Genomic DNA, 22,281 nt, shown 5'->3' with positions numbered 1-22,281 from the left:
GATCCGCATGCCCCTCATAAAGATCACGTAAGAGGATGTACACGTCATGGCATTCCGCGCCCCGTATCGTTCCCTTCGCGGCATATCCGCCGTTGCCGCCCTGCTCGCGATCGGCGCGGTGGGATGCTCGGGCGTCACCGACGCCGTCGACAGTGCCAAGGACGGCGCGAAGAAGGTGGCCCGCCAGCGCTCGGTGTTCTCCCTGGACGTCGGTGACTGCTACAACCCGACCGGCAAGGCCGAGGGGACGGCCTACACCGTCGAGATCGTGCCCTGCGACGAGGCGCACGAGGGGCAGGTCGTCGGCGAGTTCACGGTCGACGAGGGCAAGGAGTACCCCGGCGACGACGGGGTCTCGGCGATCGCGGACACCCGCTGCCCCGTCGAGGCGCGGAAGTACGCCCCGGACACCTGGGCGCTCCCCAAGGGCGCCGCCCTCTTCTACTACACCCCGACCAAGGAGAGCTGGGCGACGGGCGACCGCGCGGTGAGCTGCACCTACACCATGGAGAAGGGCACGCTCAGCGGCACGCTGGACACCGCGAAGTCCCTCAAGCCCGAGCAGCTCACGTACCTCAACGGTTCGAACGCGGTCTACGAGGCCCTGTGGGCGAACCAGCCCGAGAAGGAGACCGTCGAGGACGACCTGGCCGGATACAAGGCGCAGGCCAAGGCCGTCGGCGCCGCCCTCGACGCCCACGTCGAGGGCCTGGCGGGCATCGAGGGCAGCGAGGTCGGCAAGCTCCGCTCGACGCTGACGAAGGCGGCCGGCGACTGGAAGGAGGCCGCCAACGCCGCCGACGCCGACGCGTTCTACCTCGCCTACGACCCGGCGTTCACCGGCATCGACCCGAACAAGTCGGTCGCCGCCCGCAAGGAACTGGGCCTGGCCACCACCGTCCCGGCCGACGAGGCCGAGGTCTGGGCGGGCTGACACCCGCCGGATCGGCGGGCGGGGCGGCCTGCCCGGGAGCCGGCTGCGCCGGGGAGCCGTGACGGTACGCCTCCACGGGGGCCGGTGCGCACGGCGGCCGGGTGCCGATCGGCACCGGCGGCCGGAACGGGTTCGAGCGCCTGCTCCGACGCCGAAGCGGGAGGGGTCCGCCGACGGCACGGTCGCCGTGCCGGCGGCGGACCTCCTTCGGGCCCCGCCCCGCGGCGGGGTTCCTTCCCCGTCTCAGAAGGCGCCGTTCAGACCCCCCCAGTCGGTGCTCGTCACGACCCCCCGCTCCAGCGCGCCGGTGCCACGGCCCGCGTACACGAGCTGGCAACCGACGCCCCGGCACTCCTCGCTGCTGTAACCGCCGGTGGCGGTGGCGACGAGGTCGGTCCGGCCGTCGCCGGTGACGTCGCCCAGGCCCAGGAGGGCGTCCATGACGTTCCAGCCGCCCGTGCCGGCCAGGACGCGGCTGCCGAGGGCGCCGGTGCGGCCCGGGTAGAACCACAGCCTGCCGGTGGACGCCTCGCGGGCGTGAACGTCAGGACGGCCGTCGCCGTTCGCGTCGCCCGTCCCGACGAGCGCGTTCATCGCGTTCCAGCCGCCCGTGCCGATCAGCTTGCGCGAGCCGAGGGTGCCGGCGGAGGTGCCCGGGTAGAGCCACAGCCTGCCCGTGGACTTCTCGACCGCGACCAGGTCGGAGCGGCCGTCGCCGGACAGGTCGCCGACGCCGGTGATCCTGGACATGCCGTTCCAGCCGCCCGTGCCGATCAGCTTGCGGGTGCCCAGGGAACCGGTGCCGGTGCCGGGGTAGAGCCACAGCCTGCCGGTGGACGCCTCGCGGGCGACGAGGTCCTCGCGGCCGTCACCGCTGAAGTCACCGTGCCGGACCAGGGCGTTCATGGCGTTCCAGCCGCCCGTGCCCACCAGCTTCCCGGTGTTGTCCCCGCGCAGGAACCACAGATGGCCCGCCTTGTCCCGGACCAGGACGTCGGCCTTGCGGTCGCCGTTCATGTCCCCGAAGCCCGCCGCCTGGGGCGCGGTCGCAGCGTGCCACTGCGGGTAGGCCGCGAAGGCGCACTCCCGTTCGGTGCGGACGAACTTCATCGAGCTGACGGCGCCGCCCCCGTTGCCCCACTCGGTGCCCGCGGGATCGGGACTCCACACGGCGACGCCGCCGGAGGACGGACCGTAGTTCGGGTCGTCGTACAGGCAGGCGAACTGGGACGTGCGGTTCACGACCGCCCGGAACGTGTTGTCCCAGCTGCCGAGCGTCGCCTTGGCGGTGTTCGTCTTGAACATGGTGCCCGTGCCGTCGTATGTCTTCCAGGCGCAGAAGTAGCCCTTCGGGCAGTCACCGATCGCCGCCTGCGCGGGTGACGCGCCCGCGCCGAGGAGCCCGAGCGAGGTGAGCCCCAGCGCCGTGGCCAGCGTGGCCAGACGCCGAAGCAGGGGTGTACGCATGTCTTCCCTCCCTGAAGCGGCGCGGAGAAATACTCAACGCGCCGTGGCGGGAACAGTATCCCGTCGGTGTGGTCGCTCCGCCGCACAGGGCGCTCCCGCGTGCGGTGGTCCGATCGCGACGACGGCTCACGGAACGTGAGCCCCCGCGGGATGCCGGGTCGTCCCGGATCTTCGGGCCTTCGGGAATCCGCGGCCCCTGACATACGGCGGGCCGCACGCCGGACAAGGCCGACGGCGGCCCTCGGCGAGCAGCGCGCCGAGGGCCGCTCCCACGCGGCGCCCCCACCGGCTCCCCACCGGCATCAGGTCGCGCAGCCGGTCGAAGGCGCTCAGCGCCCACCGCGACGGCGTTGCCGGGCGGCCGGCGGAGGACGGCCGGGTGCGGGTGGGTGGGGACGTGCGGCGCACAACCTTCCAGGCGGCTCCGAGGCGGTGCAGCCGCCGGTCGTCCGGTGCGTCGCGCAGGCGGGGCGGGAGTGCGTCCTCCTCGCCCGGATGTCCTGCCGCACCAGCGCGAACGCCTCCTCGATCCGCGCCCGGCGCCGAGCGCCGTCGTCCTCCTGCTCGCCCCGGGGCGAGCAGGAGGACGACGGCCTGGCGCTCCTCCTTGACCCGGACGGCGAGGGCCTCGCCGTCCGGGGCGACGCGCCGCAGCACGGGCCACAGGACGGCCTCCTCGGCGAAGGCGTGGCCGAGGACGAGCCGCACGGAGTCCTGCCTCGCCCGCTCGCGGTGCGGACCGCAGGCGCCCGCCGCCGACCGGGCGTTCATCGGCCGGTCGAGTCCGACGTGGTCGCGGCGCTGCCCGGACGGGACGCCGTCGGGCCCTCCCGGGCCGGCGGTGCTCCGCCCGACGGTCAAGCGGTCACGGGGTCTCCCCGGTTCGCTCCTCGTGCTCCTCGGACGACGGCTCCGTACGGCCGCGGTTCTCGCCCTCCTCGTTCGCCCGCCGGTCGCGGTCCTGCTCCGGGGGGACGTCGCGTTCGCCGGTCACCTGTTCCAGCGGATGGCTCATGTCCCGGTTGCTCTGGTCCGACATCGTCGACTCCTTCACGGGTGATCCGGTCGTCCGCCCGTACGGCGGCACCCGCCGGGTACCCGGTGCCCCTCCCGCCTATCGGGCACGTACGTCCGGATATGCGGCTTCCGTCGGCTTCACGGCATGCTCCCGGCTTCGAAGATCATGTCGGTGACCGCGCCCGGGCCCCCCGCGGCCAGCGCCCGGCGCTGCCGGTCCGCGCCGGTGCCCTCCCACAGCAGCCGGTGGACCAGCGCGGTCACTTGGCGGGTGTCACCGGCCGCCTCCAGGGACGGCGCGACGTGATCCAGCAGGCGGCGGACCATGTCACGGGCGCGCACGCGCCGCCCGGAGGGGTCGATCAGGTCTCCGCCGAGCCCGTGGCGTGCCGCCTGCCACATCGCCGCACGCGTCAGCTCCGGCGACGGGTCCTCGAAGGGCCTGCCCGCCTCGGCCTCCGCCACCGCCGTGGCGACGACGCCCCGCACGAGCCCGGCGAACATCACCGCCTCGTCCGTACGCAGCTGGACGTCCAGGCAGCGCACCTCGACCGTGGGATAGCGCTCGGAGAGGCGGGCCTGCCAGTACAGCTGGCCGGTGTCGTTGATCACCCCGGTGGACAGCAGCGTCCGGACGCGCCTGTCGTAGTCCGCCTCGCCGGCGAAGTACGGCGGGATCCCGCTGACCGGCCAGCGGCCGAAGACGATGGTGCGCCAGCTGGCGAAGCCCGTGTCCTGGCCCTCCCAGAGCGGGGAGTTGGCGGACATGGCGGTCAGCGTCGGCAGCCAGACGCGGAGCCGGTTCAGCGCCTCGACGCGCAGGGACCGGTCGGCCACCCCCACGTGCACGTGCATGCCGTTGACCAGCTGCTCCGCCACGAGCTGCGGCGCCTGCCGCTGCATGGCCCTGTACCGGCTCTGCTCGGTGACGGGGACGGGCGTGACCACCCGGGCGACCGGGGTGCCGCTCGGCATGATCCGGCAGCCGTGCTCCTCCGCGGCACCGGCGACCGCGTGCCGCAGCCGCAGCAGGTGGCCGCCGACCTCCTCCAGCGTGTGGCACACCGGTGTGGCCACCTCGACCTGTGCCTGCAGCAGTTCGGGCTGAATCTCCCGTGCGGTGACGAAGGGCCGCACGCCGGCCGCGGCGCGCACCTTCTCCGCCCTTGCGGCCAGCTGACCCGTGACCGGGTCGGCCAGCAGGTACTCCTCCTCGACCCCGACTGTCACCATCGCCGATCCCTCGTTCCCGTCACACGCCGTCGGGCGGGGTTCCCGGCAGTCCCGTGCCGCTCGATCACGGCACACGGCTGCCCGGGGGTGCCCAGGTGAAGTGCCCCGCGAGCGCGACGACTCAAACCTGGCACCGCCCGGAACCGGCCCGTCCGCGCCGGGAGCGGACGGGCCCGTGCGCAGGGGGATCCCGGCCGGCGAGGACGGCCGCGGCGATCGTGGTGCCGGGGGCGGAGGACGTCGGACGTCGGACGGTGAAGCCGGGACGGGCGCGGAAGACGTGCAGCCGCGCGGCCGGCGCGCGCCGGGTGTCTTGACCTTGACATGGTGACAAGGTCTTCACTGCTGCTCGAGGAGGTGGTCCGGATGACCACGACGGGACAGGAGACGGATGCGGTGCGAGTGCTCCGGGGGCTGGAGGACAGCCGTTCGCCGGTGCGGCTGCGGGCCGCTCTGGCGGCCGGTACGGCGCCCGATCCGCGCTTCGTCGACAAGCTCGTCGAGCGGTGCGCGATCGAGCCCGAGTTCTTCGTCCGTGACATGCTGACCTGGGCGCTCGTCCGTCACCCGGTGTCCCTGACGCTCCCCGGGCTGCTGCGCGAGACCCGCTCGGAACGTGCGCAGGCACGCAGCCAGGCGCTGCACACACTGTCCAAGATCGGGGACCGGCGGGCATGGCCGGCGATCACGCGGGCCCTGTTGTGCGACGCCGACGACGAGGTGGCGAGGAGCGCCTGGCGGGCCGCGGTCGTGCTCGTTCCGGAAGGCGAGGAGTCCGCTCTGGCCGGGGTGCTGGCATCCCGGCTCGGGCGCGGTGGGCCGAGGACACGGCTGAGCCTCAGCCGGGCACTGGTCGCGCTGGGCGAAGTGATCGTGCCGGCGTTGCGTGCCGCGGCGACGGCCCCCGATCCGCTCGTGCGTGTGCACGCGCTCGCCACGCAACGGTTGCTGCGCGACCCGGACGCCGGATTCGAGTCGGTGATTGAGGAGGCCAAGCGCGTCGTGGCCCTCGCCGGGGCGCCCGGGACGGACGAGGGGAACCGTGCTGATCGGTGAGGTGGCGCGGCGGTCCGGGGTCAGTGCCCGGATGCTCAGGCACTACGAGTCGCTCGGCCTGGTCCGGCCTTCGGGCCGTACGGGCTCCGGCTACCGGGAGTACTCCGAGGAGGACATCCGCAGGATCTTCCACATCGAGAGCCTGCGGTCGCTGGGGCTGTCGCTGCATGAGATCGGGCGCGCGCTCGACGACCCCGGTTTCCTGCCCGCGGTGCTCGTCGGCGACCTCGTCCGCCGGACCCGCGAACGCATCGCGGCCGAGACCGAGCTGCTCACGCGGTTGCGCCGGATCGACGCCGCGGAACCCGCCGGCTGGCAGGACGTCCTCCGGGTCGTCGCGCTCCTGCGGGCCCTGAGGTCGCCGAGCGCCGACGTCCGCCAGCGCGCGGCCCTCTCCTCGGCCGGCGGGGTGCCGGCGGAGGCCCTGGTCGAGGCGGCGCTGAGCGAGACGGATCCGAACGTCGCCGGCGCCCTGCGGTGGGCGCTGGCACGATCGGGCGACGGCGGCCCGGCGCTGCTGGCGGAGGGCCTCGGCTCACCGGTGGCCGCGGTGCGCAGGCGTGCCGTTCAGGCCCTCGCCGTGATGTCCGGTGACGAGGTGACCGCGCGCCTCCGGGACGCTCTGGCGGATCCCGACGCCGGGGTCCGCCGGTACGCGGCCCTGGTCGCCGGGGTCCGGGGAGTGACCGAAGCGGTCCCGACGCTCATCGACATGATCGTGGCGGGAAGGAACGACACCGATGCGGCCGACGCACTGGGCAAGCTGGCGAGCGACACCGCGACGGCCGACCGGATCGCGGCCGGGATCGTCGACCGCCTCGCCCACGACGCCACCGAGGCGCCCGCGCGCGGACGTCTGGCCCAGGCACTGGCGGACGTTCCGGGGCCGACGGCCTCACGTGCCCTCACGGAGCTGTCGCACGACGGGGACCGCGCTGTCGCGCTGACCGCCGCCTACCTTCTCCGGCTCCGCGACGCGAGGTGACGGGCCCTCCCCGGACGCCCCACGGCCTGCGGACGGAGGGGTCCCGTACCCGGGACGGCGGACCGGGGGGAGGCCGCCCCGGCGGGGCGCCGGAGCCCGGTGCACGCGGCACCGCCCGGCTCCCGGCGTCGCGCGGGTCGGCTCGTCCCGCAGGAGGGTGCCGAGGCCCGCGGCGGGCTCCCGGGCGGCCCCGGACAGCGCGTGGACCCCGCCCGGCCAGGGTGGGAGCGGCGGTCGGGGTGTGTTCCCTGCCGCCGGGCGAACGGCAGTCCCTAGGCTCCGATCGCCTCGTCGTCGGCCGGCTCGTCCTGGGCGCGGAGGCCGGCCACCCACAGCGGCATCAGCCAATGGGCGACGAGGACGGCGGCGAGGACGGGCACCACGGCCGTCTCGGGGGTCCCGCCACCGGCCGCGCCCGCGATCAGCAGGCCGGCCACGGCGGCGGCCAGCAGAACGGTCATCGCCCGGTGCGCGACGGCCAGGACCCGGCTGCGTTCGGTCAGCTGCCGCTCGTCCAGGGCACGGGCGCGCAGCTCCAGCAGGCCGCGGGTGGCGCCGTTGATCACTCCCGTCGCGACCGTCCAGGGCAGCAGCAGGACGAACGCCAGGACGGCGGGCCACAGCGGTCGCGCCCCGGCGAGGGTGAAGAGGGCCAGCAGCGAACCGATGACCACGGTGAGGACGGCGTGCAGGGCCACGACGAGGCGCCGGCGCGCGGCCGTGGCGTACATCGGCTTGCTCCTGCGGTCGTTCAGCAACCGCACCATGGCCCGGTCGTACCGGGTCATCCGCGTCGTCGTCATGGCTTCTTCCTCCCGTAGACCTCGTCCGTGAGCGGCCGGAACGGTTCGAGGGAGAACAGCGCTTCCACCGGCAGCCCGAAGTGCTTCGCGATCTTCAATGCCAGCTCGAGGCTCGGGTTGTACTGCCCCCGCTCGATGTAGCCGATGGTCTGGTAGTGCGCGCCCACCGCCTCGGCCAGGCTCTGACGCGACACCTTCCGCTCGGCGCGGACCACCGCGAGCCTGTTGTGTACCTGCTCACTCATGTATAAGAAGTACTACATTCCAGAGCATCACTGCAAGAGTTTCGCGTGATCGCCGGGTGACGTTCCGCGGCCGTGCCGCCCGGTGCGCCCCGTATGCCCGACGCCACCGCCCGGCGGGGAGATCCCGTCGGGCGGTGGCGTCGGATGCCGGGTCAGACCGTCGCGGGCGCCGGGCCCACCAGTTCCGTCAGGACGTCCTCCATCGTCACGAAACCGAGCACCGTGCCCGTCTCGCCGGTCACCGCGGCCAGGTGGCTGTCCATGCCCCGCAGCGCGGTGAGGGTGTCGTCGAGCGGGGTGTCGATGCGGACGTGGGTGACGGGGTGCAGGGCGCTGCGCGGGAAGGGGCGGTCGCGGTCGGTGGCGCCGAGGGTGTCCTTGATGTGGAGGTAGCCGAGCAGGGTGCCCTCGGGACCGGTCACCGGGAAGCGGGAGTAGCCCGCCTCGGCGGCCAGGCGTTCCAGCCGGGCCGGGGTGATGGTGTGGTCGACGGTGTGCATCCGGTGCACCGGCACCAGGATCTCGCCGACCGGGCGGGTGCCCAGTTCCAGTGCGTCGCGCAGGCGTTCGCCGTCGGCGGGCGAGAGGAGGCCGGCCTCGCTGGCGTCGACGACCATGCGCGCCAGCTGGTCGTCGGTGAAGACCGCCTCCACCTCGTCCTTCGGCTCCACGCGCAGCAGCCTCAGCAGCGCGTTGGCGAAGGCGTTGATACCGAAGACGACCGGCTTCAGGGCCCGGGTCAGGGCGACCAGCGGCGGGCCGAGCAGCAGCGCGGTGGCGGCCGGGGCGGCCAGCGCGATGTTCTTCGGGATCATCTCGCCGATCAGCATGTGCAGGTACGTCGCCAGCGTCAGCGCGATCGCGAACGCGAGGGGGTGCACGAGGGCGTGCGGCATGTGGACCGCGTCGAACACCGGTTCCAGCAGGTGCGCGATGGCCGGTTCGGCGACCGCGCCGAGCACCAGCGAGGAGACGGTGATGCCCAGCTGCGCGGTGGCCATCAGCGCCGAGAGGTGCTCCAGGCCCCACAGGGTCATCCGGGCCCGCTTGTCGCCCGCCTGCGCGCGGGGCTCGATCTGGCTGCGGCGCACGGAGATCAGGGCGAACTCGCCACCCACGAAGAACGCGTTCGTCAGCAGCGTCAGGGCGCCGACGAGGAGCTGCAGCGCGGTCATCGGGCCGCCTCCGCCCGCTCGGTGGAGCCGGCCCGGACAGCGGCTCCCTGGCCGATCACCCGGTCGGTCACATGGCCGGTCGCCGGGTCGGCCGTCCGGTCGGTCACGGGGCCGTCCGCCACGGAATCGTCCGCCGCGGGGCCGTCCTTCGCGGGGGCGGTGATGCGGACGCGGTCGGCGCGGTGGTGCTCGACGTCGAGGACGTCCAGCCGCCAGCCGTCCAGCTCGATCGCGTCCCCCTTGGCGGGGATGCGGGCCAGGCGGGTGGCGACGAGGCCGGCCACCGTCTCGTACGGCCCCTCCGGCGCGGTCAGGCCGATGTCGGCGAGCCGGTCGAGACGGACCGAGCCGTCCGCCTCCCACACCGCGCGGCCGTCCGCGCCCGCGGGGGCGGGCAGCAGGTCCGGGGCCTCGACGGGGTCGTGCTCGTCGCGCACCTCGCCGACGACCTCCTCGACGATGTCCTCGACCGTGGCCACGCCGGCCGTACCGCCGTACTCGTCGATGACGACGGCCATCGTGCGGCTCGCGCGCATCCGTTCCAGGAGCCGGTCGGCGGGCAGGCTGTCGGGCACCAGCAGGGGCGCGGTGGCCAGCTCGGTGACGGGGGTGTCCGCCCGGCGGTGCGGGGGCAGCGCGAGGACGTCGCGGATGTGGACGGTGCCGATGACCTCGTCCAGGCTGTCCCGGTAGACCGGGAAGCGGGACAGGCCGGTGGCGTGCGTGAGGTTCGCCGCGTCCGCGGCGGTGGCGTGCGCCTCCAGGGCCTTGACGTCCACGCGCGGGGTCATGACGTTCTCCGCGGTCAGCTCGCCCAGGTGCAGGGTGCGGACGAACAGCTCGGCGGAGTCGGCCTCCAGGGCGCCCTCGGCGGCCGAGTGGCGGACGAGGGCGGCCAGCTCCTCGGGGGTGCGGGCCGAGGCCAGTTCCTCGGCGGGCTCCAGGCCGAAGCGGCGCACGGCCCGGTTCGCGGTGTTGTTCAGATGGGTGATGAACGGGCCGAACGCGGCCGTGAAGCCGCGCTGCGGGCCGGCCACCACCTTGGCGACCGCCAGCGGCCGGGAGATCGCCCAGTTCTTGGGCACCAGCTCGCCGACGACCATCAGGACGACGGTGGAGACGGCCACGCCCAGCACGGTCGCCACCGACGACGCGGCGCCGCCCAGGCCGATCGCCGTCAGCGGGCCGCGCAGCAGCACGGCGAGCGCGGGCTCGGCGAGCATGCCGATGACCAGGGAGGTGACGGTGATGCCGAGCTGGGCGCCGGAGAGCTGGACGGTCAGACGGCGTACGGCTCTCAGGGCGCCCTCGGCGCCGCGCTCGCCGGCCTCGGCGGCACGCTCCAGGTCACCGCGCTCGACGGTGGTCAGCGAGAACTCGGCCGCGACGAACACGGCACAGGCCAGGGTGAGCAGGAGGGCCAGCAGGAGCAGCAGGACCTCGGTCACCGTGCCACCCCCGTTTCCTCACAGACGGGCGACGTGAGCCATGTGAGGCACGTGGGCCGTGTGCGGGGTGTGGCACGGCCGGTACTGGGAGGCTCCATTGCGGAACGGGACTCCTTAACGGGATCGATGGGCGGAAAACCTATGGTAAAGGACAGGCAAAGTGATGCCCCTGTCCGTAAAAACGGTCGGGTCGGGGCGGTTGTTCCCCCGCGGGCGCACCCCCCAAACGCGCCTTGGCGCGCCCGCGCGCCGCTCCCGGCCCGGACCCTCGGGGAGCGGTCGACGTACCCCGCGGACCCGGCACTCCCCGTCGGCCGGACCCGCTCACGCAGCCCTCGACACCGAGCGCCGAGATCAGCACGTCCGACATCCCGCACATTTATTCGGACATTTAGGGAGCTTCTCGGTGATTTCGAGGTAATAATCAGAACATGAGTACGGTCATATACGGACTGGCGGCTTCCGCCCAGCACACGCTCAACATGACCGCGGCCTTCATCGGCGGGCTGGTGATCGCCGGCGCGCTGATCTGGGCGGTGCGCGTCGGCATGCGGGTCATGGAGCAGGAGCTGGAGCGCCCCCGTCCGGAAGAGCAGCCCAGAGTCCCCCTGACCGGTCCCGTGGGCGAGGAACGGGAGATGCGGGAACCGGACGAGGTGCCTCTGGTGGTGGACGGGAGCGGACGGCTCATGCCGTACCAGCTCCATCCGGCCGGCACCCGGCGCGGAAAGGACCAGCGGCGGCGCCGCTGGCTGCCGGGCTCCAGCGGATCCTTCAACAGCGGCGGACTGCCACCGGGGCTGTGACCTCCCGGCGTCCGGCCGCGCGCGGTGGAGCGGCCCCGCCCTGCCCGGCGGGGCCGCTCCCGACCGCCCGGGAACATCTCCGGGACGATCACCCGGAGGCGGGTTCCGTCAGCGCTGGGTGAGGGACTGGGGGAAGTCGGTGATGATGCCGTCGACGCCCAGGCCGGCCATCCTGCGCATCGCGCCGGGCTCGTCGACCGTCCACACGTTGACGTCCATGCCCAGCTCGTGCACGCGGTCGACCAGGGCCTGGTCGGTCACCGTGTACTGCGGGTTCACCTGGTCCGCCCACGTGCTCAGCCGGACGAGCTCCTCCTCGGTGGGACGGGTGGCGTCCAGGAAGCCGATCGGGACGTCGGGCAGCAGCGCGTGGAACTCCCGGGCGTCGTCCTCCTGGAAGGACTGGACGGCGAGCCGCCCCCGGGCCAGGGCGCGCTGCACGTAGCGCGGCTTGCCCAGCAGGTTCTTCGCGAAGTCGGTCGCGATGCCCACGTAGTGGCCGCACGGGCTGATCTCCGCCAGCAGCCCGGTGCGGGTGTTCCCGACGCGCGCCACGACGTCGTCGACGGTCATCAGCGGTTCGCCGGCGTAGTCCTCGTGGAACCACGAACCGGCGTCCAGTCTGCGCAGCTCCGCCCAGGTGAAGTCGGAGACGCGGTAACTGGCGCGGCCCGGGTACACCTCCTCGACGTCGGTGGTCCGCTCCATGGTGCAGTCGTGGAAGTTGACCAGTTTCCCGTCCTTCGTGCGCTGTACGTCGATCTCCACGAAGTCGGCCCGCTGGTCGACGGCGAGGTCGACGGCAGCCGCGGTGTTCTCCGGCGCCATGCCCGAGGACCCGCGGTGCGCGATGACGTCCGGATCCCCGGCGGCGTGCGCGGCCGTCGAGGTCACCGCCAGGGCCAGTCCGCTCAGCACGGCCACGACGACACCGGCGCGCCTCTTGCCCACATGCTTCACTGCAGCCTCCCGGAATCCGATGACACCCCCGATGACACCCTTGAGGCTGCCGAACGGTGGTTACGGGAAACCTGCCGCGGTCTGGCGGCGCACATATCAGCCAGTGGAGCGGACGGGGGAAACGGCCATCCGGGCCCGAAGGGGCGGTTCCCCGCAATCCCGCCCCTTCCGCCCGGCGGGCCCGCACGCGGAGGCGCACGGCGCGAACGTCCCCCCGGCCGCGCCCCCGCCGGGCCCTCGCGGCCGATCAGGCCGAGGCGGGGGAACCGGCGGGCGGACGACAGGCGGGCGGGCGGCGGACGGCGGACGGGCTCAGGGGCGGCACAGGGCGGCGATGCGCGCGGCCCGTGCCGGATAGCGTGCCGTGAGGTCGGCCGCGTCGCCGTGCTCGTAGTCCTCGGGGGTGAAGCCGGGGGCCATCGTGCAGCCGAAGAACGTCCAGGCGCCGCCCGGCGCGACCCGCCCGCCCGTCCAGGTGCGGGCGGGGACGGTCAGCTGCGGGTGCTGGCCGGACAGGACGTCCGGCCCGAGGACGGCCGTCCGGGACGATCCGTCGGGTGCGAGGAGCAGCAGCTCCAGCGGGTCGCCGAGGTAGAAGTGCCAGACCTCGTCGATGGGCAGGCGGTGCAGGGCGGAGAAGTCGCCGCCGGTGAGGAGGACGACGATCGCCGTGCCCTCCGGGCGCCCGTCGGGGCGGTCCGGCCCGGCCCAGGTGCGGCGGAACAGGCCGCCCTCGCGCGGGAGCGGCTCCAGCCCGTAGCGCGCGACGAGGTCCTCAGGGGTCACCGAGGTCACCGGGGAAGGCTACCCCCGGTCGAGGAAGGCCAGCTGGGCCCGCTTCTCCGGCAGGTACACGTCGGGCAGGTCGATCTCGGGCAGGACGACCACCGGGCCCGCGGTGAAGCCCTGCTTGACGAAGCGGGCGATCGCCTTGTCGTTGCGGACGTCCGGGTCGATCACGATGCGCGTGCGGTCCAGGGTCCGGAAGGCGTACGCCGTGACCACGGCCATCAGGGCGCCGGTCCAGCCGGGGCGCGCGCCGTCCGGACCGGCGGGGGCGAGCAGCAGGTGGACGCCGATGTCGCCGGGGCGTACCTCGTAGCACTCGCCGACGCGGTCGGCGTCCGGCTCGTAGGTCTGCAGCAGCGCGGCCGGTTCGCCGTCCTTCACCAGCAGGTGGGCGTGGTGGGTGTCGAGCGTGTCCATGTGGGCGTAGATCCCGGCGACCTGGTCGCGGGTCAGGCCGTTCATGCCCCAGAAGGAGGCCCTCTCCTCGCTCACCCAGCGGTGCAGGACGTCGGCGTCGCGCTCGGCGTCGAGCGGCAGGACGCGGAAGGTGCCGAAGCCCTCGACCTCCTGTTCGTGGACGGGTGTGCGGGAGGCGTACGGGTCGGGCAGGTCAGACATCGGTCTCCTCGGTCTCCTTGCGCAGTCGGGCGAAATCGGTGATCACGGGGACGAGGTCGCCCCGCAGCCACAGGGGCAGCTGGTCGCGGTGGTGGGGCGAGCCGGGGACGCCCGAGGCGCCGAAGGGGACCACCCAGCGGCTGTCCTCGCGGCGGGCCAGGTCCCAGACGTAGCGGGCGGCCGGGCCGCGGGCGGCGCGGTCGGTGACGCCCGGCACGGCGGAGGTGCACAGCACGCAGTCGTGGTCGCCGGACAGGCCGGGTTCGTCGTACGTCACGTCGGCGAGCGCCCGCCAGGGGGCGAGGCGGTGGGCGTCGCCCCAGGTGGCGGGCGGCGGATCCCCCGCGGCCACCTCCTCCAGGGCCGCGCGGGCCTCGGCCGCGCGGTCGACGCCGTACAGCTCGGGCGCGCGCAGGAGGTGTTCCAGGGCGTAGCCGATGCGCGGGAGCAGGGCCAGCCAGGGCTGGAAGACCTCCGGGTAGGCGGGCGGGGCGGTCAGCGCGGCGAAGGCCGGGTGGGCGGCGAGACGGCGTACGACCGCGCTGCGCACCGCCGCGTAGGCCGCCGCGTCGGCGCTGGCGGCGTCCATGTGCCGGTCCCAGCGCAGGAGGCGGTCGCGGAGGGCGGCGGCCCGGGGGGTCAGGCCGTCGAGTGCGGCGAGGCGGTCCAGGAGGGGGGCGGCGGAGGCGAGACGGGTGTCGGTGTGGATCGCGGGCATGTCGTCGGCCGACCAGCGCTCCCGGCCCGCGAGCAGCGCGGTGATGCGGTCGGCGCGGTGCGGCGGGGCGAACTCGACGCCGAGGGGGGCGGCGAGGCCGCGCTGGTTGGCCATCACCGCGACGCCGTCGGTCAGCCCGCCGCGGGGCGCGTCGTGCCACCCCCTCCACTCGTGGCCGGGTTCCCACGCGGGCACCACCCGCAGGCCGTTGGCGGCGGCGCGCACCGGCACCCGGCCCGCGACCCGGTGCAGCAGCCCGCCCTCGGTGTCGGCGGCCTGCACCACGTTGACCGGCTCGGCCCACGCGTCCAGCGCGCGGTCCACGTCGGCGACCCGGCGGGCCCGCAGCAGCGGCAGCAGGGCGCCGAAGCCCAGGTCGGAGGTGACGCGGGGCGGGTGGCGCAGGCTGATGGCGACGGGCGTGCCGGACGGGTCCGGCAGGATGCCGCCGTCGAGCCCTTCGGGGCCGCCGATGATCACCGGCCCCCGGTCGGTCTCGATCACCTCCACCTCGGCCGGCTCCTCCCCGGCGACCTCGATGGTCTCGGTGTGGCGGGCGGCGCGGTGCCAGACCCCGTCGGGGCCGAGGGCCTCGACGCCGGCGCCGGTGCGGCGCAGCCGTTCCCGGTACAGGTCCTGGTAGTCGGCCATGGCGTTGGTGATGGCCCAGGCGACGGTGCCGGTGTGGCCGAAGTGGGCGATGCCGGGGACGCCGGGCACGGCGAGGCCGACCACGTCGAACTCGGGGCAGGACAGGTGGATCTGCTGGTAGACGCCGGGGTCCTCGATGAAGCGGTGCGGGTCGCCGGCGATGACGGCCTGCCCGGTGACGGTGCGCTCCCCGGCGACCAGCCAGCCGTTGCTGCCCGCGGTGCCGGGGCCGTCGGTGGCGAACAGGGCGACGGCGTCGGCGCCGAGGTGTTCGGCGACCTGCTCGCGCCAGAGCTTGGCCGGGAAGCCGGCGAAGAGGATGTGGGTGGACAGCCAGACGGCGAGCGGCGTCCAGGGCTCCCAGCGGCCGACGGGGGTGCCTCCCCGCTCGCGCGAAGCCGGGGGCTCGGGGGAGGGGCCGGTGCGCGCGAACTCCCCCGAGGCAGCGGCCCCTTCCGCCAGGCCGTCGTTCACGCCGTCGACGTAGGCCCGCACCCAGTCGGCGGTCTCCGGGTCCTTCTCCGCCAGGGCGGCGAAGCAGCGGCGGGCGGTGTCGGCGAGGCGGGCGCGGCGGGCGAACCGGTCCCAGGACAGGGACCCGGCGCCGAGGAGGGAGGCGGAGGTGCCCTGCGCGCGGTGGCGCTCGACCTCCAGCTGCCAGGCCCGGTCGCGGGCGGTGACGCGGCCCTGGACACGGGCGAGCTCGCGCGCGCTCCCGGCGCGCAGGTGCGGGATGCCCCAGGCATCGCGGAATGTCTCGGCGCCCACCCTGTGCTCCTAATTCCCTTTAGGTTAGCCTTGCCTAATTCGTAACTCGAACCGGTGGCGGAATCGTACGTGACGGACAGGGGGCCCCGGGGCGGGGGCGGGGCGGGGAAGGCGCGACCCCGGGCCGCCGCGCGCGAGGGACTCCGCGCTCGCGGCGCCCGGCGACCGGCGCCCGGGGCGCCGAGGCCGGCCACCGGCGGCCGCACCCGGCCTGTGGCGGCCCGCTCCCCGCCACCGGCGTCCCCCCGGTCATGCGGACCCGGCCGCGGTCCGGCGACACCGACGGGCCTGCGCGGCCTGCGTGACCTGCCGACCCAGCCCCGGCCCCGGCGGCCGGCCGCCTTCGGTCCGGAGCCGGTCCGGAATTCGCCCCGTACGGAGGGTGTGCCGGCGGCCGGGCGCGGGCCGCGAGGCCCGGCGGCACCGTCGAGGACACCGCGCAGGCGGCTCGGAGCCGGCGCGCCCCGGGGACCGGGCGGCCGGAACGGAGCAGGCCCCAGCGCCGGTTCCCGGCCACTCGCGCCAGCCGCCTGCTCCCGCTTCGCCCTGTTTATGGCGTCTTTTTCGGCGTCGCGCCGCGTCGCCTCGGCTGCGCCCGGAACGTCTGGGCCGGTAGGCTTTCCGTGTGATCTTCAAGCGCATCGGAAACGGCCGGCCGTACCCCGACCACGGCCGGGAAAACACCCGGCAGTGGGCGGACGTCGCGCCGCGCCCGGTCCGCCTCGATCAGCTCGTGACCACCAAGCAGCAGCTCGACCTGGAGACCCTCCTCGCCGAGGACTCGACCTTCTACGGCGACCTCTTCGCGCACGTCGTGAAGTGGCAGGGCGACCTGTACCTGGAGGACGGCCTCCACCGCGCCGTCCGCGCGGCGCTCCAGCAGCGGCAGGTGCTGCACGCGAGAGTCCTCGAACTCGACTGACCGGGTCCGCCCGGGCCGCCCGGGCCGGGTGGACCCTCGGGGCGCCCGGATTGACCCTTCCGGGTTGGATTCCCCCTGACCGGGCGCATCAAATGATCATCCGGTAGGCACGGCCGCCCCGGCGCATTACGCTGCGGCCATGAGCATGCTGACTCCCCCCGGCATGGGCGGCCCGTACCGGATCACAGGGGACAAGTACCCGCGGATGCGGCCCCCCCGGCGGCGCGGCAGGCTCGCCCTCCTCGTCACCGCCTGCGCCGTCGCCCTCGGCCTGCTCGGCTGGGGCACGATGCAGCTCATCGACGTCTTCACCGGCGGCGGGAACCCCGCCTCGGCGGCCGGCGCCAAGACCACCTGCTCGCCCCGGGCGAGTTCCCCGCCCCGCGCCGCGGCGCCGCCCGAACCGGGCCGGATCACCGTCAACGTGCTCAACGCGACGACCCGCGGCGGCCTCGCCAAGAAGACCGCGGACGAGCTGAAGAAGCGCGGCTTCCGCATCGGCGAGGTGGGCAACGCGCCCCAGGAGTACGACAAGAAGGTCAAGGGCGCCGGCGTCCTGCTGGGGCCCGCCTCCTCCCTGGAGACCTCGCTGCCGGTGCTCGCCGCCCAGCTCCCCGCAGCCGAGCGCCGCACCGACGCCGGCCGCGGCGGAGCCGCCCTCGACCTGATCATCGGGGACGCCTTCGAGCGGCTGACGCCGGAGGCGGACGCCGACCGGGCGCTGGCCGCACTGGCCCGGGCCCGGCAGGAGCCCGCCAAGGAGGAGCGGGACTGCTGAGCAGCCGCCCCGGCCGTGCCGGGAAGCGCTGTCAGACGGACCCGTACATCCGGTCGCCCGCGTCCCCCAGGCCCGGCACGATGTAGCCGTTGTCGTCGAGACGCTCGTCGACCGAGGCCGTCACCACCGTCACCGGCGTGCCGGCCAGGTCGCGCTCCATGGTCGCGACGCCCTCGGGGGCGGCGAGCAGCACCACGGCGGTCACGTCGTCGGCGCCGCGCCGGATCAGTTCCTTGATCGCGGCGACGAGCGTGCCACCGGTGGCCAGCATCGGGTCCAGCACGTACACCTGGCGCCCGGAGAGGTCCTCCGGCATCCGGGTGGCGTACGTGGAGGCCTGGAGCGTCTCCTCGTTGCGGATCATGCCGAGGAAGCCCACCTCGGCGGTCGGCAGCAGCCGGACCATGCCGTCCAGCATGCCGAGCCCGGCCCGCAGGATCGGCACCACCAGCGGACGCGGGTGGGAGAGCTTCACCCCGGTGGTGAGGGCGACCGGCGTCTGGATGTCGACCTGCTCGGTGCGCACGTCACGCGTGGCCTCGTAGGCGAGCAGGGTGACCAGCTCGTCGGCGAGACGGCGGAAGGTCGCGGAGTCGGTGCGCTGGTCGCGCAGCGTGGTGAGCTTGTGGGCGACCAGGGGGTGGTCGACGACGTGGAGACGCATGCCCACCACAGTAACCGGGCGTGAAGGGCCCGGCGTCCCCGCACCCGGCAGGCCCTCCGGCGGCGCCTCACCCGCTCGCTGGCGTCAAACCGCCCGTCCGGGGGAAGGTGGGAGGGACGGACGCGGGGTGGTGAGACTGTGCCTGACCGAGAATTCCACGACACGCCGTCCCGGGACGGCGGGCCGGAGACGGACAGTGAGAACTGGACGGATGCCGAACGCCGGCGGCGCCGGGCCCAGTTCCTGCGCGAGCTGGCCGAGGCCCGGGCGCTGCGCGCCCGCGTCCAGCCGCGCCGCGCCAAGGCCGCCCGGCTGCGCCGCGCGATGCGCATGCGCACCTTCCGCTGGTAGCCCCGGCCTGCGCGGGCCGGACTCCGCGGGGCCGGACGGGGAAGATCGCGCGGCGCGCGGGCGCCGGTCCGCACGGGGTGCACGGCGACCGCGGAAGTCCGCGTACGATCCGCAAGTGGTGGCACCGAGTGCGCCGGTGGTCTCCCCCGGAGGGGTTCGCCGGGGCGCACCCGTTGACGCCCTCGGACTCGCCGTCGGAACGGCCGGGCACAGGGAGCCGAAGACGTCCCCCGAACGCCCGGTTTCTGTCACGATTCCGAGTGGGTGGGGCTCGGAGCCGACCTCCCCCACCCGCAGCCTCCGCCGGGGGGACCCCCAACCGGCACGCCTATGACCAGTGGGAGAGTCACGGTGTACTTCGCCGCACTGCTCGCGCGCACCGAAGACGGGTGGGAAGCGAGCGACACAGAGCTCGACGATGTGGAGACCCTGTCGGATCTGGCCGACCTGGCCCGGGAAGCCTCTCCCGACGAGGACACGGTGCTGGTGCTCATCGAGCAGGAGGGCGCCTGGTTCGGCGTCGTCCGCGTCGACGGCGAGGACGACCCTCGCATCTACGTCTCGGACGCCTCCGCCGCCGTCCGCAGCAGCTACGGCGAGCTTCTGCTCACCGACGAGCTGCTCGGCCGGGAGCCCGGTGACAGCGCCCCCGACCTGGACGCCCTGGACCTCGACGGCACCGAGGACGGTGATCCGGAGGACGACGCCGACGCGGCGGAGCCCCCCGCCGTCACCGAGTCCACCGTGCCGCACGGCCCGGTCGGCGACGCCGAGATCCTGGAGGACCTCGGCGTGAGCGAGAAGGAGCTGCGTTCGCTGACCGAGGACGCGCTCACCGAGATCGCCGAGGCCCTGGGCGCCTCGGAGACGCTGGAGACCGTCCGCTGACCGCACCGACCGGAGAACCCGAAGAACCCGAAGAACCCGGAGAGCCCGGAGAGCCCGGGGGAACCGGCGGCCCGCCGCCCGACCCGGTCCGCGACCGCTGGCGGGCCGCGATGCGCCTCGCCCTGGACGAGGCCGGGCGGGCGGCCCGGGGCGGGGACGTCCCGGTCGGTGCCGTCGTGCTGTCCGCGGACGGCACGACCGTGCTCGCCGCCGGCCACAACGAGCGTGAGGCCACCGGCGATCCGACGGCGCACGCCGAGGTCCTCGCCATCCGGCGGGCCGCCCGCCGGCTCGGCGAGTGGCGGCTGGCCGGCTGCACCCTCGTCGTCACCCTGGAGCCCTGCACGATGTGCGCGGGCGCGATCGTGCAGTCCCGCGTGGACCGGGTGGTCTACGGCGCCCGGGACGAGAAGGCGGGTGCGGCCGGCTCCCTGTGGGACGTCGTACGGGACCGGCGGCTCAACCACCGGCCCGAGGTGATCGAGGGGGTGCTCGCCGGGGAGTGCGCCTCCCTCCTCACCGATTTCTTCCGCACCCGCTGACGGCCGGGCGGTCCGCATACCGATTTCAAACCGGGGGCCACCTTGCGGTAGGGTCTCCCTCGGTAGCGTGTCCGAGCGGCCGAAGGAGCTCGCCTCGAAAGCGAGTGTGGCGCAAGTCACCGAGGGTTCAAATCCCTCCGCTACCGCTGACGACACCCCCTGACCGTGGCGACACGGTCAGGGGGTGTTCTGCGTGGCCCCGCCCCGGAACCGGTGTCGGCGGGGAACGCGCCCACGGCCGCTTCGGCGACGAGGCGAACCCTTCGAGGCCGTCCCCGGCGAGGCCTTGGAGGAGCGCACGCGGCCGCTCGGCCCGTCCGATGGCCCGTCACCCGCCGCAAGGGGTGCGCCGGCTCCCGGACGCGGAGCCGGCGCACCCCCTCATGTGACACCGTCCCGGCTCCGGCCCCACCGCCCGCGGACTCCGCGCCGACGAGCCCTCCGGCCGCGGTCCCCGGCTTCCGGCGCAGGCGGGCGCGGCGCACCGTGCGGGGTCGCCTCGGGCCGCAGAGCGCGTCGGCCGTCCCGCCGCGGGCGGGTTCACCCGGGGCCGGCAGGCGCCGCGGGTCACGGCGGCCCCGGAACGGGCGATCACCGTGCGCGCGGCGGCGGAGGGCCCCGTGGCCCGGCGGGGTTCCGGGGCTCCCGTGCAGCGGGTACGGCACCCGGACGCGTCCGTCGGAGGCCGGCCGGGGCGGGACCCCTCGGTCGTTGGTCCTCGAAGACGACGTGAAGTTACACTCACCGCCGGCACCAGGAGGCCCACGGGGCACGTCAGTCACAGGGGAGGCCGCAGTGGCGGTGACCGTCAGGAAGATCGCCGTCTGCGTGGTCGTGGTCTTCGTGCTGTACGTGATCATCACGGACCCGGCCCGGGCGGCCGACTTCGTCCAGATAGGGTTCGAGGGCATATCCGACGCCGCCAAGGCCATCGGCGACTTCATGACCTGGGTCGCCAACGGAGGAAAGTGATGATCCGCCACCTGGTCCTGTTCAAGCTGAACGAGGGCGTCGAGCGCGACGACCCGCGTGTCGTCGAGGGGGTCGAGGCGTTCCGGTCCCTGGGCGGCCGGATCGAGGAACTGCGCTTCTGGGAGTGCGGCTGGAACGTCAGCGACCGGCCCATCGCCTACGACTTCGCGATCAACTCGGCGGTGGACGACGCCGACGCCCTCAAGCGCTACCTGGAGCACCCGGCCCACCAGGCGGGCGTCGCGCTGTGGCGAGAGTTCGCCACCTGGGTGATCGCCGACTACGAGTTCTGAGCCTCGTCCGCACCGAGCCCTCCACCGTTCCGGTGGGGGGCTTCCGCGTGTCTTATGCCCAAATTTGCCCCTCAACACGGTGTTATGGGGTGCTTGCACACACTGGACATGTCTTGTGATGCTATGACCGCTTTTGACGGATGAGTTGATGGATCACGAGGTGGAGTTGACCGTGTCGGCCAGTACTGCGCCTCAAGCACCGTCCCAGGAAGCATCCGCCGACCAGGCCGCGCCGCAGCGCAGCCGGGGCGCCGACACCCGGGCCCTGACCCAGGTGCTCTTCGCCCAGCTCAAGGAGCTGACACCGGGAACGCCGGAGCACCACCGGGTGCGCGGGGCGCTGATCGAGGCCAATCTGCCGCTGGTGCGCTACGCCGCCGCCCGCTTCCGCTCCCGCAACGAGCCCATGGAGGACGTCGTCCAGGTCGGCACCATCGGTCTCATCAACGCCATCGACCGCTTCGACCCGGACCGGGGGGTGCAGTTCCCGACGTTCGCGATGCCGACCGTGGTCGGCGAGATCAAGCGGTACTTCCGCGACAACGTGCGCACCGTCCACGTACCGCGCCGCCTGCACGAGCTGTGGGTGCAGGTCAACAGCGCGACCGAGGACCTGACCACCGCCTTCGGGCGCTCCCCGACGACCGCCGAGATCGCCGAGCGGCTGCGCATCAGCGAGGAGGAGGTGCTGTCCTGCATCGAGGCCGGACGCTCGTACCACGCCACCTCCCTGGAGGCCGCGCAGGAGGGCGACGGGCTGCCCGGGCTGCTCGACCGGCTCGGTTACGAGGACCCCGCGCTGGACGGCGTCGAACACCGCGACCTGGTCCGCCACCTCCTCGTCCAGCTTCCGGAGCGGGAGCAGCGCATCCTGTTGCTGCGTTACTACAGCAATCTCACCCAGTCGCAGATCAGCGCGGAGCTCGGCGTCTCCCAGATGCACGTCTCGCGGCTGCTGGCGCGCAGCTTCCAGCGGCTGAGGTCCGCCAACCGGATCGACGCGTAGGCGGCGGGCGCCGGCGCGGGACCGGAGAAGCGGAAACGAGGAACCGAAACCGAAGAAACGATCGATCCGTAACCGGTACGAGCGAATCGCTCATCAGGACGGATGCCGACAATTTTCCTTCGAAAGCCCGTCAGGCCCTGTGTTTCCAGGGTTGATCCGGGTCTTGCATGTCGACAAGTCACTACAGCGCGT

At 73.9% G+C, this 22,281-nt stretch carries 23 protein-coding genes, 1 tRNA gene and 1 pseudogene; 13 read left to right on the top strand and 12 right to left on the bottom strand.

Annotation, left to right across the window (positions count from 1 at the left end; all coding sequences use genetic code 11):
• Nucleotides 1-46 precede the first annotated feature (46 nt).
• Nucleotides 47-934: a septum formation family protein gene (locus ACSU6Z_RS15220; protein WP_437046093.1), complete on the top strand. Its 888-nt coding sequence runs from the start codon at nt 47-49 to the stop codon at nt 932-934.
• A gap of 243 nt (nt 935-1,177) precedes the next feature.
• On the opposite strand, the gene ACSU6Z_RS15215 is transcribed toward ACSU6Z_RS15220, so the two are convergent.
• From ACSU6Z_RS15215 to ACSU6Z_RS15205, 3 genes are all read right to left on the bottom strand, one after another.
• On the bottom strand, nt 1,178-2,401 hold the full coding sequence (locus ACSU6Z_RS15215; RefSeq protein ID WP_437046091.1) for an FG-GAP-like repeat-containing protein: 1,224 nt from the start codon (nt 2,399-2,401) through the stop codon (nt 1,178-1,180).
• An 865-nt stretch (nt 2,402-3,266) separates the two neighbouring features.
• On the bottom strand, nt 3,267-3,440 hold the full coding sequence (locus ACSU6Z_RS15210) for a hypothetical protein (RefSeq protein WP_437046089.1): 174 nt from the start codon (nt 3,438-3,440) through the stop codon (nt 3,267-3,269).
• 116 nt (nt 3,441-3,556) lie between these two features.
• Nucleotides 3,557-4,651 carry a carboxylate-amine ligase gene (locus ACSU6Z_RS15205; RefSeq protein WP_437046088.1) on the bottom strand — a complete coding sequence of 365 codons (1,095 nt, stop codon included), beginning with the start codon at nt 4,649-4,651 and terminating at the stop codon, nt 3,557-3,559.
• Nucleotides 4,652-5,017: 366 nt separating this feature from the next.
• On the opposite strand from ACSU6Z_RS15205, the gene ACSU6Z_RS15200 reads away from it, so the two are divergent.
• Together ACSU6Z_RS15200 and ACSU6Z_RS15195 are read left to right on the top strand one after the other, a co-directional pair.
• Entirely contained in the window at nt 5,018-5,707 is a 690-nt protein-coding gene (locus tag ACSU6Z_RS15200; protein WP_437046086.1) for a HEAT repeat domain-containing protein, read from the top strand.
• Entirely contained in the window at nt 5,694-6,692 is a 999-nt protein-coding gene (locus tag ACSU6Z_RS15195; RefSeq protein WP_437046084.1) for a MerR family transcriptional regulator, read from the top strand. The genes ACSU6Z_RS15200 and ACSU6Z_RS15195 overlap by 14 nt, the downstream gene beginning before the upstream one ends.
• 272 nt (nt 6,693-6,964) lie before the next feature.
• On the opposite strand, the gene ACSU6Z_RS15190 is transcribed toward ACSU6Z_RS15195, so the two are convergent.
• The 4 genes from ACSU6Z_RS15190 to ACSU6Z_RS15175 form a co-directional block, all read right to left on the bottom strand.
• Nucleotides 6,965-7,495: a hypothetical protein gene (locus ACSU6Z_RS15190; protein WP_437046083.1), complete on the bottom strand. Its 531-nt coding sequence runs from the start codon at nt 7,493-7,495 to the stop codon at nt 6,965-6,967.
• Entirely contained in the window at nt 7,492-7,740 is a 249-nt protein-coding gene (locus ACSU6Z_RS15185) for a helix-turn-helix transcriptional regulator (protein ID WP_437046081.1), read from the bottom strand. Before ACSU6Z_RS15185 ends, ACSU6Z_RS15190 begins: the two co-directional genes overlap by 4 nt.
• A gap of 152 nt (nt 7,741-7,892) precedes the next feature.
• Nucleotides 7,893-8,915, bottom strand: coding sequence for a hemolysin family protein (locus ACSU6Z_RS15180; RefSeq protein WP_437046080.1), 1,023 nt, complete (start codon nt 8,913-8,915; stop codon nt 7,893-7,895).
• The gene (locus tag ACSU6Z_RS15175) at nt 8,912-10,363 is read right to left on the bottom strand and encodes a hemolysin family protein (protein WP_437046078.1); all 1,452 of its coding nucleotides are present in this window, start codon (nt 10,361-10,363) and stop codon (nt 8,912-8,914) included. Before ACSU6Z_RS15175 ends, ACSU6Z_RS15180 begins: the two co-directional genes overlap by 4 nt.
• A 431-nt stretch (nt 10,364-10,794) precedes the next feature.
• Between ACSU6Z_RS15175 and ACSU6Z_RS15170 the strand changes: the two genes are divergently transcribed.
• Nucleotides 10,795-11,169, top strand: a complete 375-nt coding sequence (locus ACSU6Z_RS15170; protein WP_437046076.1) for a DUF6479 family protein — start codon at nt 10,795-10,797, stop codon at nt 11,167-11,169.
• A 108-nt stretch (nt 11,170-11,277) separates the two neighbouring features.
• Here the strand turns inward: ACSU6Z_RS15170 and ACSU6Z_RS15165 are convergent, their stop codons facing one another.
• From ACSU6Z_RS15165 to ACSU6Z_RS15150, 4 genes and pseudogenes are all read right to left on the bottom strand, one after another.
• Entirely contained in the window at nt 11,278-12,129 is an 852-nt protein-coding gene (locus ACSU6Z_RS15165) for a glycerophosphodiester phosphodiesterase (RefSeq protein ID WP_437046074.1), read from the bottom strand.
• A gap of 312 nt (nt 12,130-12,441) precedes the next feature.
• Nucleotides 12,442-12,915 (bottom strand): cupin domain-containing protein, encoded by a 474-nt coding sequence (locus ACSU6Z_RS15160; RefSeq protein ID WP_437050324.1) that lies wholly within the window; start codon nt 12,913-12,915, stop codon nt 12,442-12,444.
• Nucleotides 12,905-13,536: pseudogene (locus ACSU6Z_RS15155) on the bottom strand (GNAT family N-acetyltransferase). Before ACSU6Z_RS15155 ends, ACSU6Z_RS15160 begins: the two are co-directional and overlap by 11 nt.
• Nucleotides 13,529-15,673 (bottom strand): penicillin acylase family protein, encoded by a 2,145-nt coding sequence (locus tag ACSU6Z_RS15150; RefSeq protein WP_437046073.1) that lies wholly within the window; start codon nt 15,671-15,673, stop codon nt 13,529-13,531. The pseudogene ACSU6Z_RS15155 and the gene ACSU6Z_RS15150 overlap by 8 nt, the downstream one beginning before the upstream one ends.
• Nucleotides 15,674-16,298: 625 nt before the next feature.
• Here ACSU6Z_RS15150 and ACSU6Z_RS15145 point away from each other — a divergent pair.
• Both ACSU6Z_RS15145 and ACSU6Z_RS15140 read left to right on the top strand, forming a co-directional pair.
• The gene (locus ACSU6Z_RS15145) at nt 16,299-16,595 is read left to right on the top strand and encodes a type II toxin-antitoxin system VapB family antitoxin (RefSeq protein ID WP_361027006.1); all 297 of its coding nucleotides are present in this window, start codon (nt 16,299-16,301) and stop codon (nt 16,593-16,595) included.
• A 139-nt stretch (nt 16,596-16,734) separates the two neighbouring features.
• Nucleotides 16,735-17,373, top strand: a complete 639-nt coding sequence (locus ACSU6Z_RS15140) for a LytR C-terminal domain-containing protein (protein ID WP_437046071.1) — start codon at nt 16,735-16,737, stop codon at nt 17,371-17,373.
• Between the two features lie 31 nt (nt 17,374-17,404).
• Here ACSU6Z_RS15140 and upp read toward each other — a convergent pair whose 3' ends face one another.
• On the bottom strand, nt 17,405-18,037 hold the full coding sequence (upp, locus tag ACSU6Z_RS15135; protein ID WP_437046069.1) for a uracil phosphoribosyltransferase: 633 nt from the start codon (nt 18,035-18,037) through the stop codon (nt 17,405-17,407).
• 138 nt (nt 18,038-18,175) lie between these two features.
• Here upp and ACSU6Z_RS15130 point away from each other — a divergent pair, with 138 nt between their 5' ends.
• From ACSU6Z_RS15130 to ACSU6Z_RS15100, 7 genes are all read left to right on the top strand, one after another.
• Nucleotides 18,176-18,388, top strand: a complete 213-nt coding sequence (locus ACSU6Z_RS15130; protein ID WP_437046068.1) for a hypothetical protein — start codon at nt 18,176-18,178, stop codon at nt 18,386-18,388.
• A 351-nt stretch (nt 18,389-18,739) separates the two neighbouring features.
• Nucleotides 18,740-19,276, top strand: coding sequence for a tRNA adenosine deaminase-associated protein (locus ACSU6Z_RS15125; protein ID WP_437050322.1), 537 nt, complete (start codon nt 18,740-18,742; stop codon nt 19,274-19,276).
• Between the two features lie 110 nt (nt 19,277-19,386).
• Complete coding sequence (gene tadA / locus ACSU6Z_RS15120) at nt 19,387-19,818, top strand: tRNA adenosine(34) deaminase TadA (RefSeq protein WP_437046066.1); 432 nt, start codon at nt 19,387-19,389, stop codon at nt 19,816-19,818.
• 61 nt (nt 19,819-19,879) lie between these two features.
• Nucleotides 19,880-19,964, top strand: a tRNA-Ser gene (locus ACSU6Z_RS15115).
• A gap of 649 nt (nt 19,965-20,613) precedes the next feature.
• Nucleotides 20,614-20,790 (top strand): hypothetical protein, encoded by a 177-nt coding sequence (locus ACSU6Z_RS15110; protein ID WP_437046064.1) that lies wholly within the window; start codon nt 20,614-20,616, stop codon nt 20,788-20,790.
• On the top strand, nt 20,790-21,083 hold the full coding sequence (locus ACSU6Z_RS15105) for a Dabb family protein (RefSeq protein ID WP_437046062.1): 294 nt from the start codon (nt 20,790-20,792) through the stop codon (nt 21,081-21,083). Before ACSU6Z_RS15110 ends, ACSU6Z_RS15105 begins: the two co-directional genes overlap by 1 nt.
• A 148-nt stretch (nt 21,084-21,231) precedes the next feature.
• Nucleotides 21,232-22,089, top strand: coding sequence for an RNA polymerase sigma factor SigF (locus tag ACSU6Z_RS15100; RefSeq protein WP_437046060.1), 858 nt, complete (start codon nt 21,232-21,234; stop codon nt 22,087-22,089).
• Nucleotides 22,090-22,281 lie beyond the last annotated feature (192 nt).

Source organism: Streptomyces sp. enrichment culture (genome assembly GCF_964273145.1).
Classification (GTDB): Bacteria; Actinomycetota; Actinomycetes; order Streptomycetales; family Streptomycetaceae; genus Streptomyces.
Note: the sequence above shows the minus strand (reverse complement) of the source record. Positions and strands in the feature narration are given on the sequence as shown.

Excerpts from the sequence above, each read along its gene's own strand:
- ACSU6Z_RS15215 (WP_437046091.1), bottom strand. The coding sequence starts at position 2,401 with ATGCGTACACCCCTGCTTCGGCGTCTGGCCACGCTGGCCACGGCGCTG.
- upp (WP_437046069.1), bottom strand. The coding sequence starts at position 18,037 with ATGCGTCTCCACGTCGTCGACCACCCCCTGGTCGCCCACAAGCTCACC.
- ACSU6Z_RS15100 (WP_437046060.1), top strand. The coding sequence starts at position 21,232 with ATGGATCACGAGGTGGAGTTGACCGTGTCGGCCAGTACTGCGCCTCAA.
- tadA (WP_437046066.1), top strand. The coding sequence starts at position 19,387 with ATGCGCCTCGCCCTGGACGAGGCCGGGCGGGCGGCCCGGGGCGGGGAC.
- ACSU6Z_RS15205 (WP_437046088.1), bottom strand. The coding sequence starts at position 4,651 with ATGGTGACAGTCGGGGTCGAGGAGGAGTACCTGCTGGCCGACCCGGTC.
- ACSU6Z_RS15105 (WP_437046062.1), top strand. The coding sequence starts at position 20,790 with ATGATCCGCCACCTGGTCCTGTTCAAGCTGAACGAGGGCGTCGAGCGC.
- ACSU6Z_RS15170 (WP_437046076.1), top strand. The coding sequence starts at position 10,795 with ATGAGTACGGTCATATACGGACTGGCGGCTTCCGCCCAGCACACGCTC.
- ACSU6Z_RS15185 (WP_437046081.1), bottom strand. The coding sequence starts at position 7,740 with ATGAGTGAGCAGGTACACAACAGGCTCGCGGTGGTCCGCGCCGAGCGG.
- ACSU6Z_RS15220 (WP_437046093.1), top strand. The coding sequence starts at position 47 with ATGGCATTCCGCGCCCCGTATCGTTCCCTTCGCGGCATATCCGCCGTT.
- ACSU6Z_RS15210 (WP_437046089.1), bottom strand. The coding sequence starts at position 3,440 with ATGTCGGACCAGAGCAACCGGGACATGAGCCATCCGCTGGAACAGGTG.
- ACSU6Z_RS15190 (WP_437046083.1), bottom strand. The coding sequence starts at position 7,495 with ATGACGACGACGCGGATGACCCGGTACGACCGGGCCATGGTGCGGTTG.
- ACSU6Z_RS15180 (WP_437046080.1), bottom strand. The coding sequence starts at position 8,915 with ATGACCGCGCTGCAGCTCCTCGTCGGCGCCCTGACGCTGCTGACGAAC.
- ACSU6Z_RS15140 (WP_437046071.1), top strand. The coding sequence starts at position 16,735 with ATGAGCATGCTGACTCCCCCCGGCATGGGCGGCCCGTACCGGATCACA.
- ACSU6Z_RS15200 (WP_437046086.1), top strand. The coding sequence starts at position 5,018 with ATGACCACGACGGGACAGGAGACGGATGCGGTGCGAGTGCTCCGGGGG.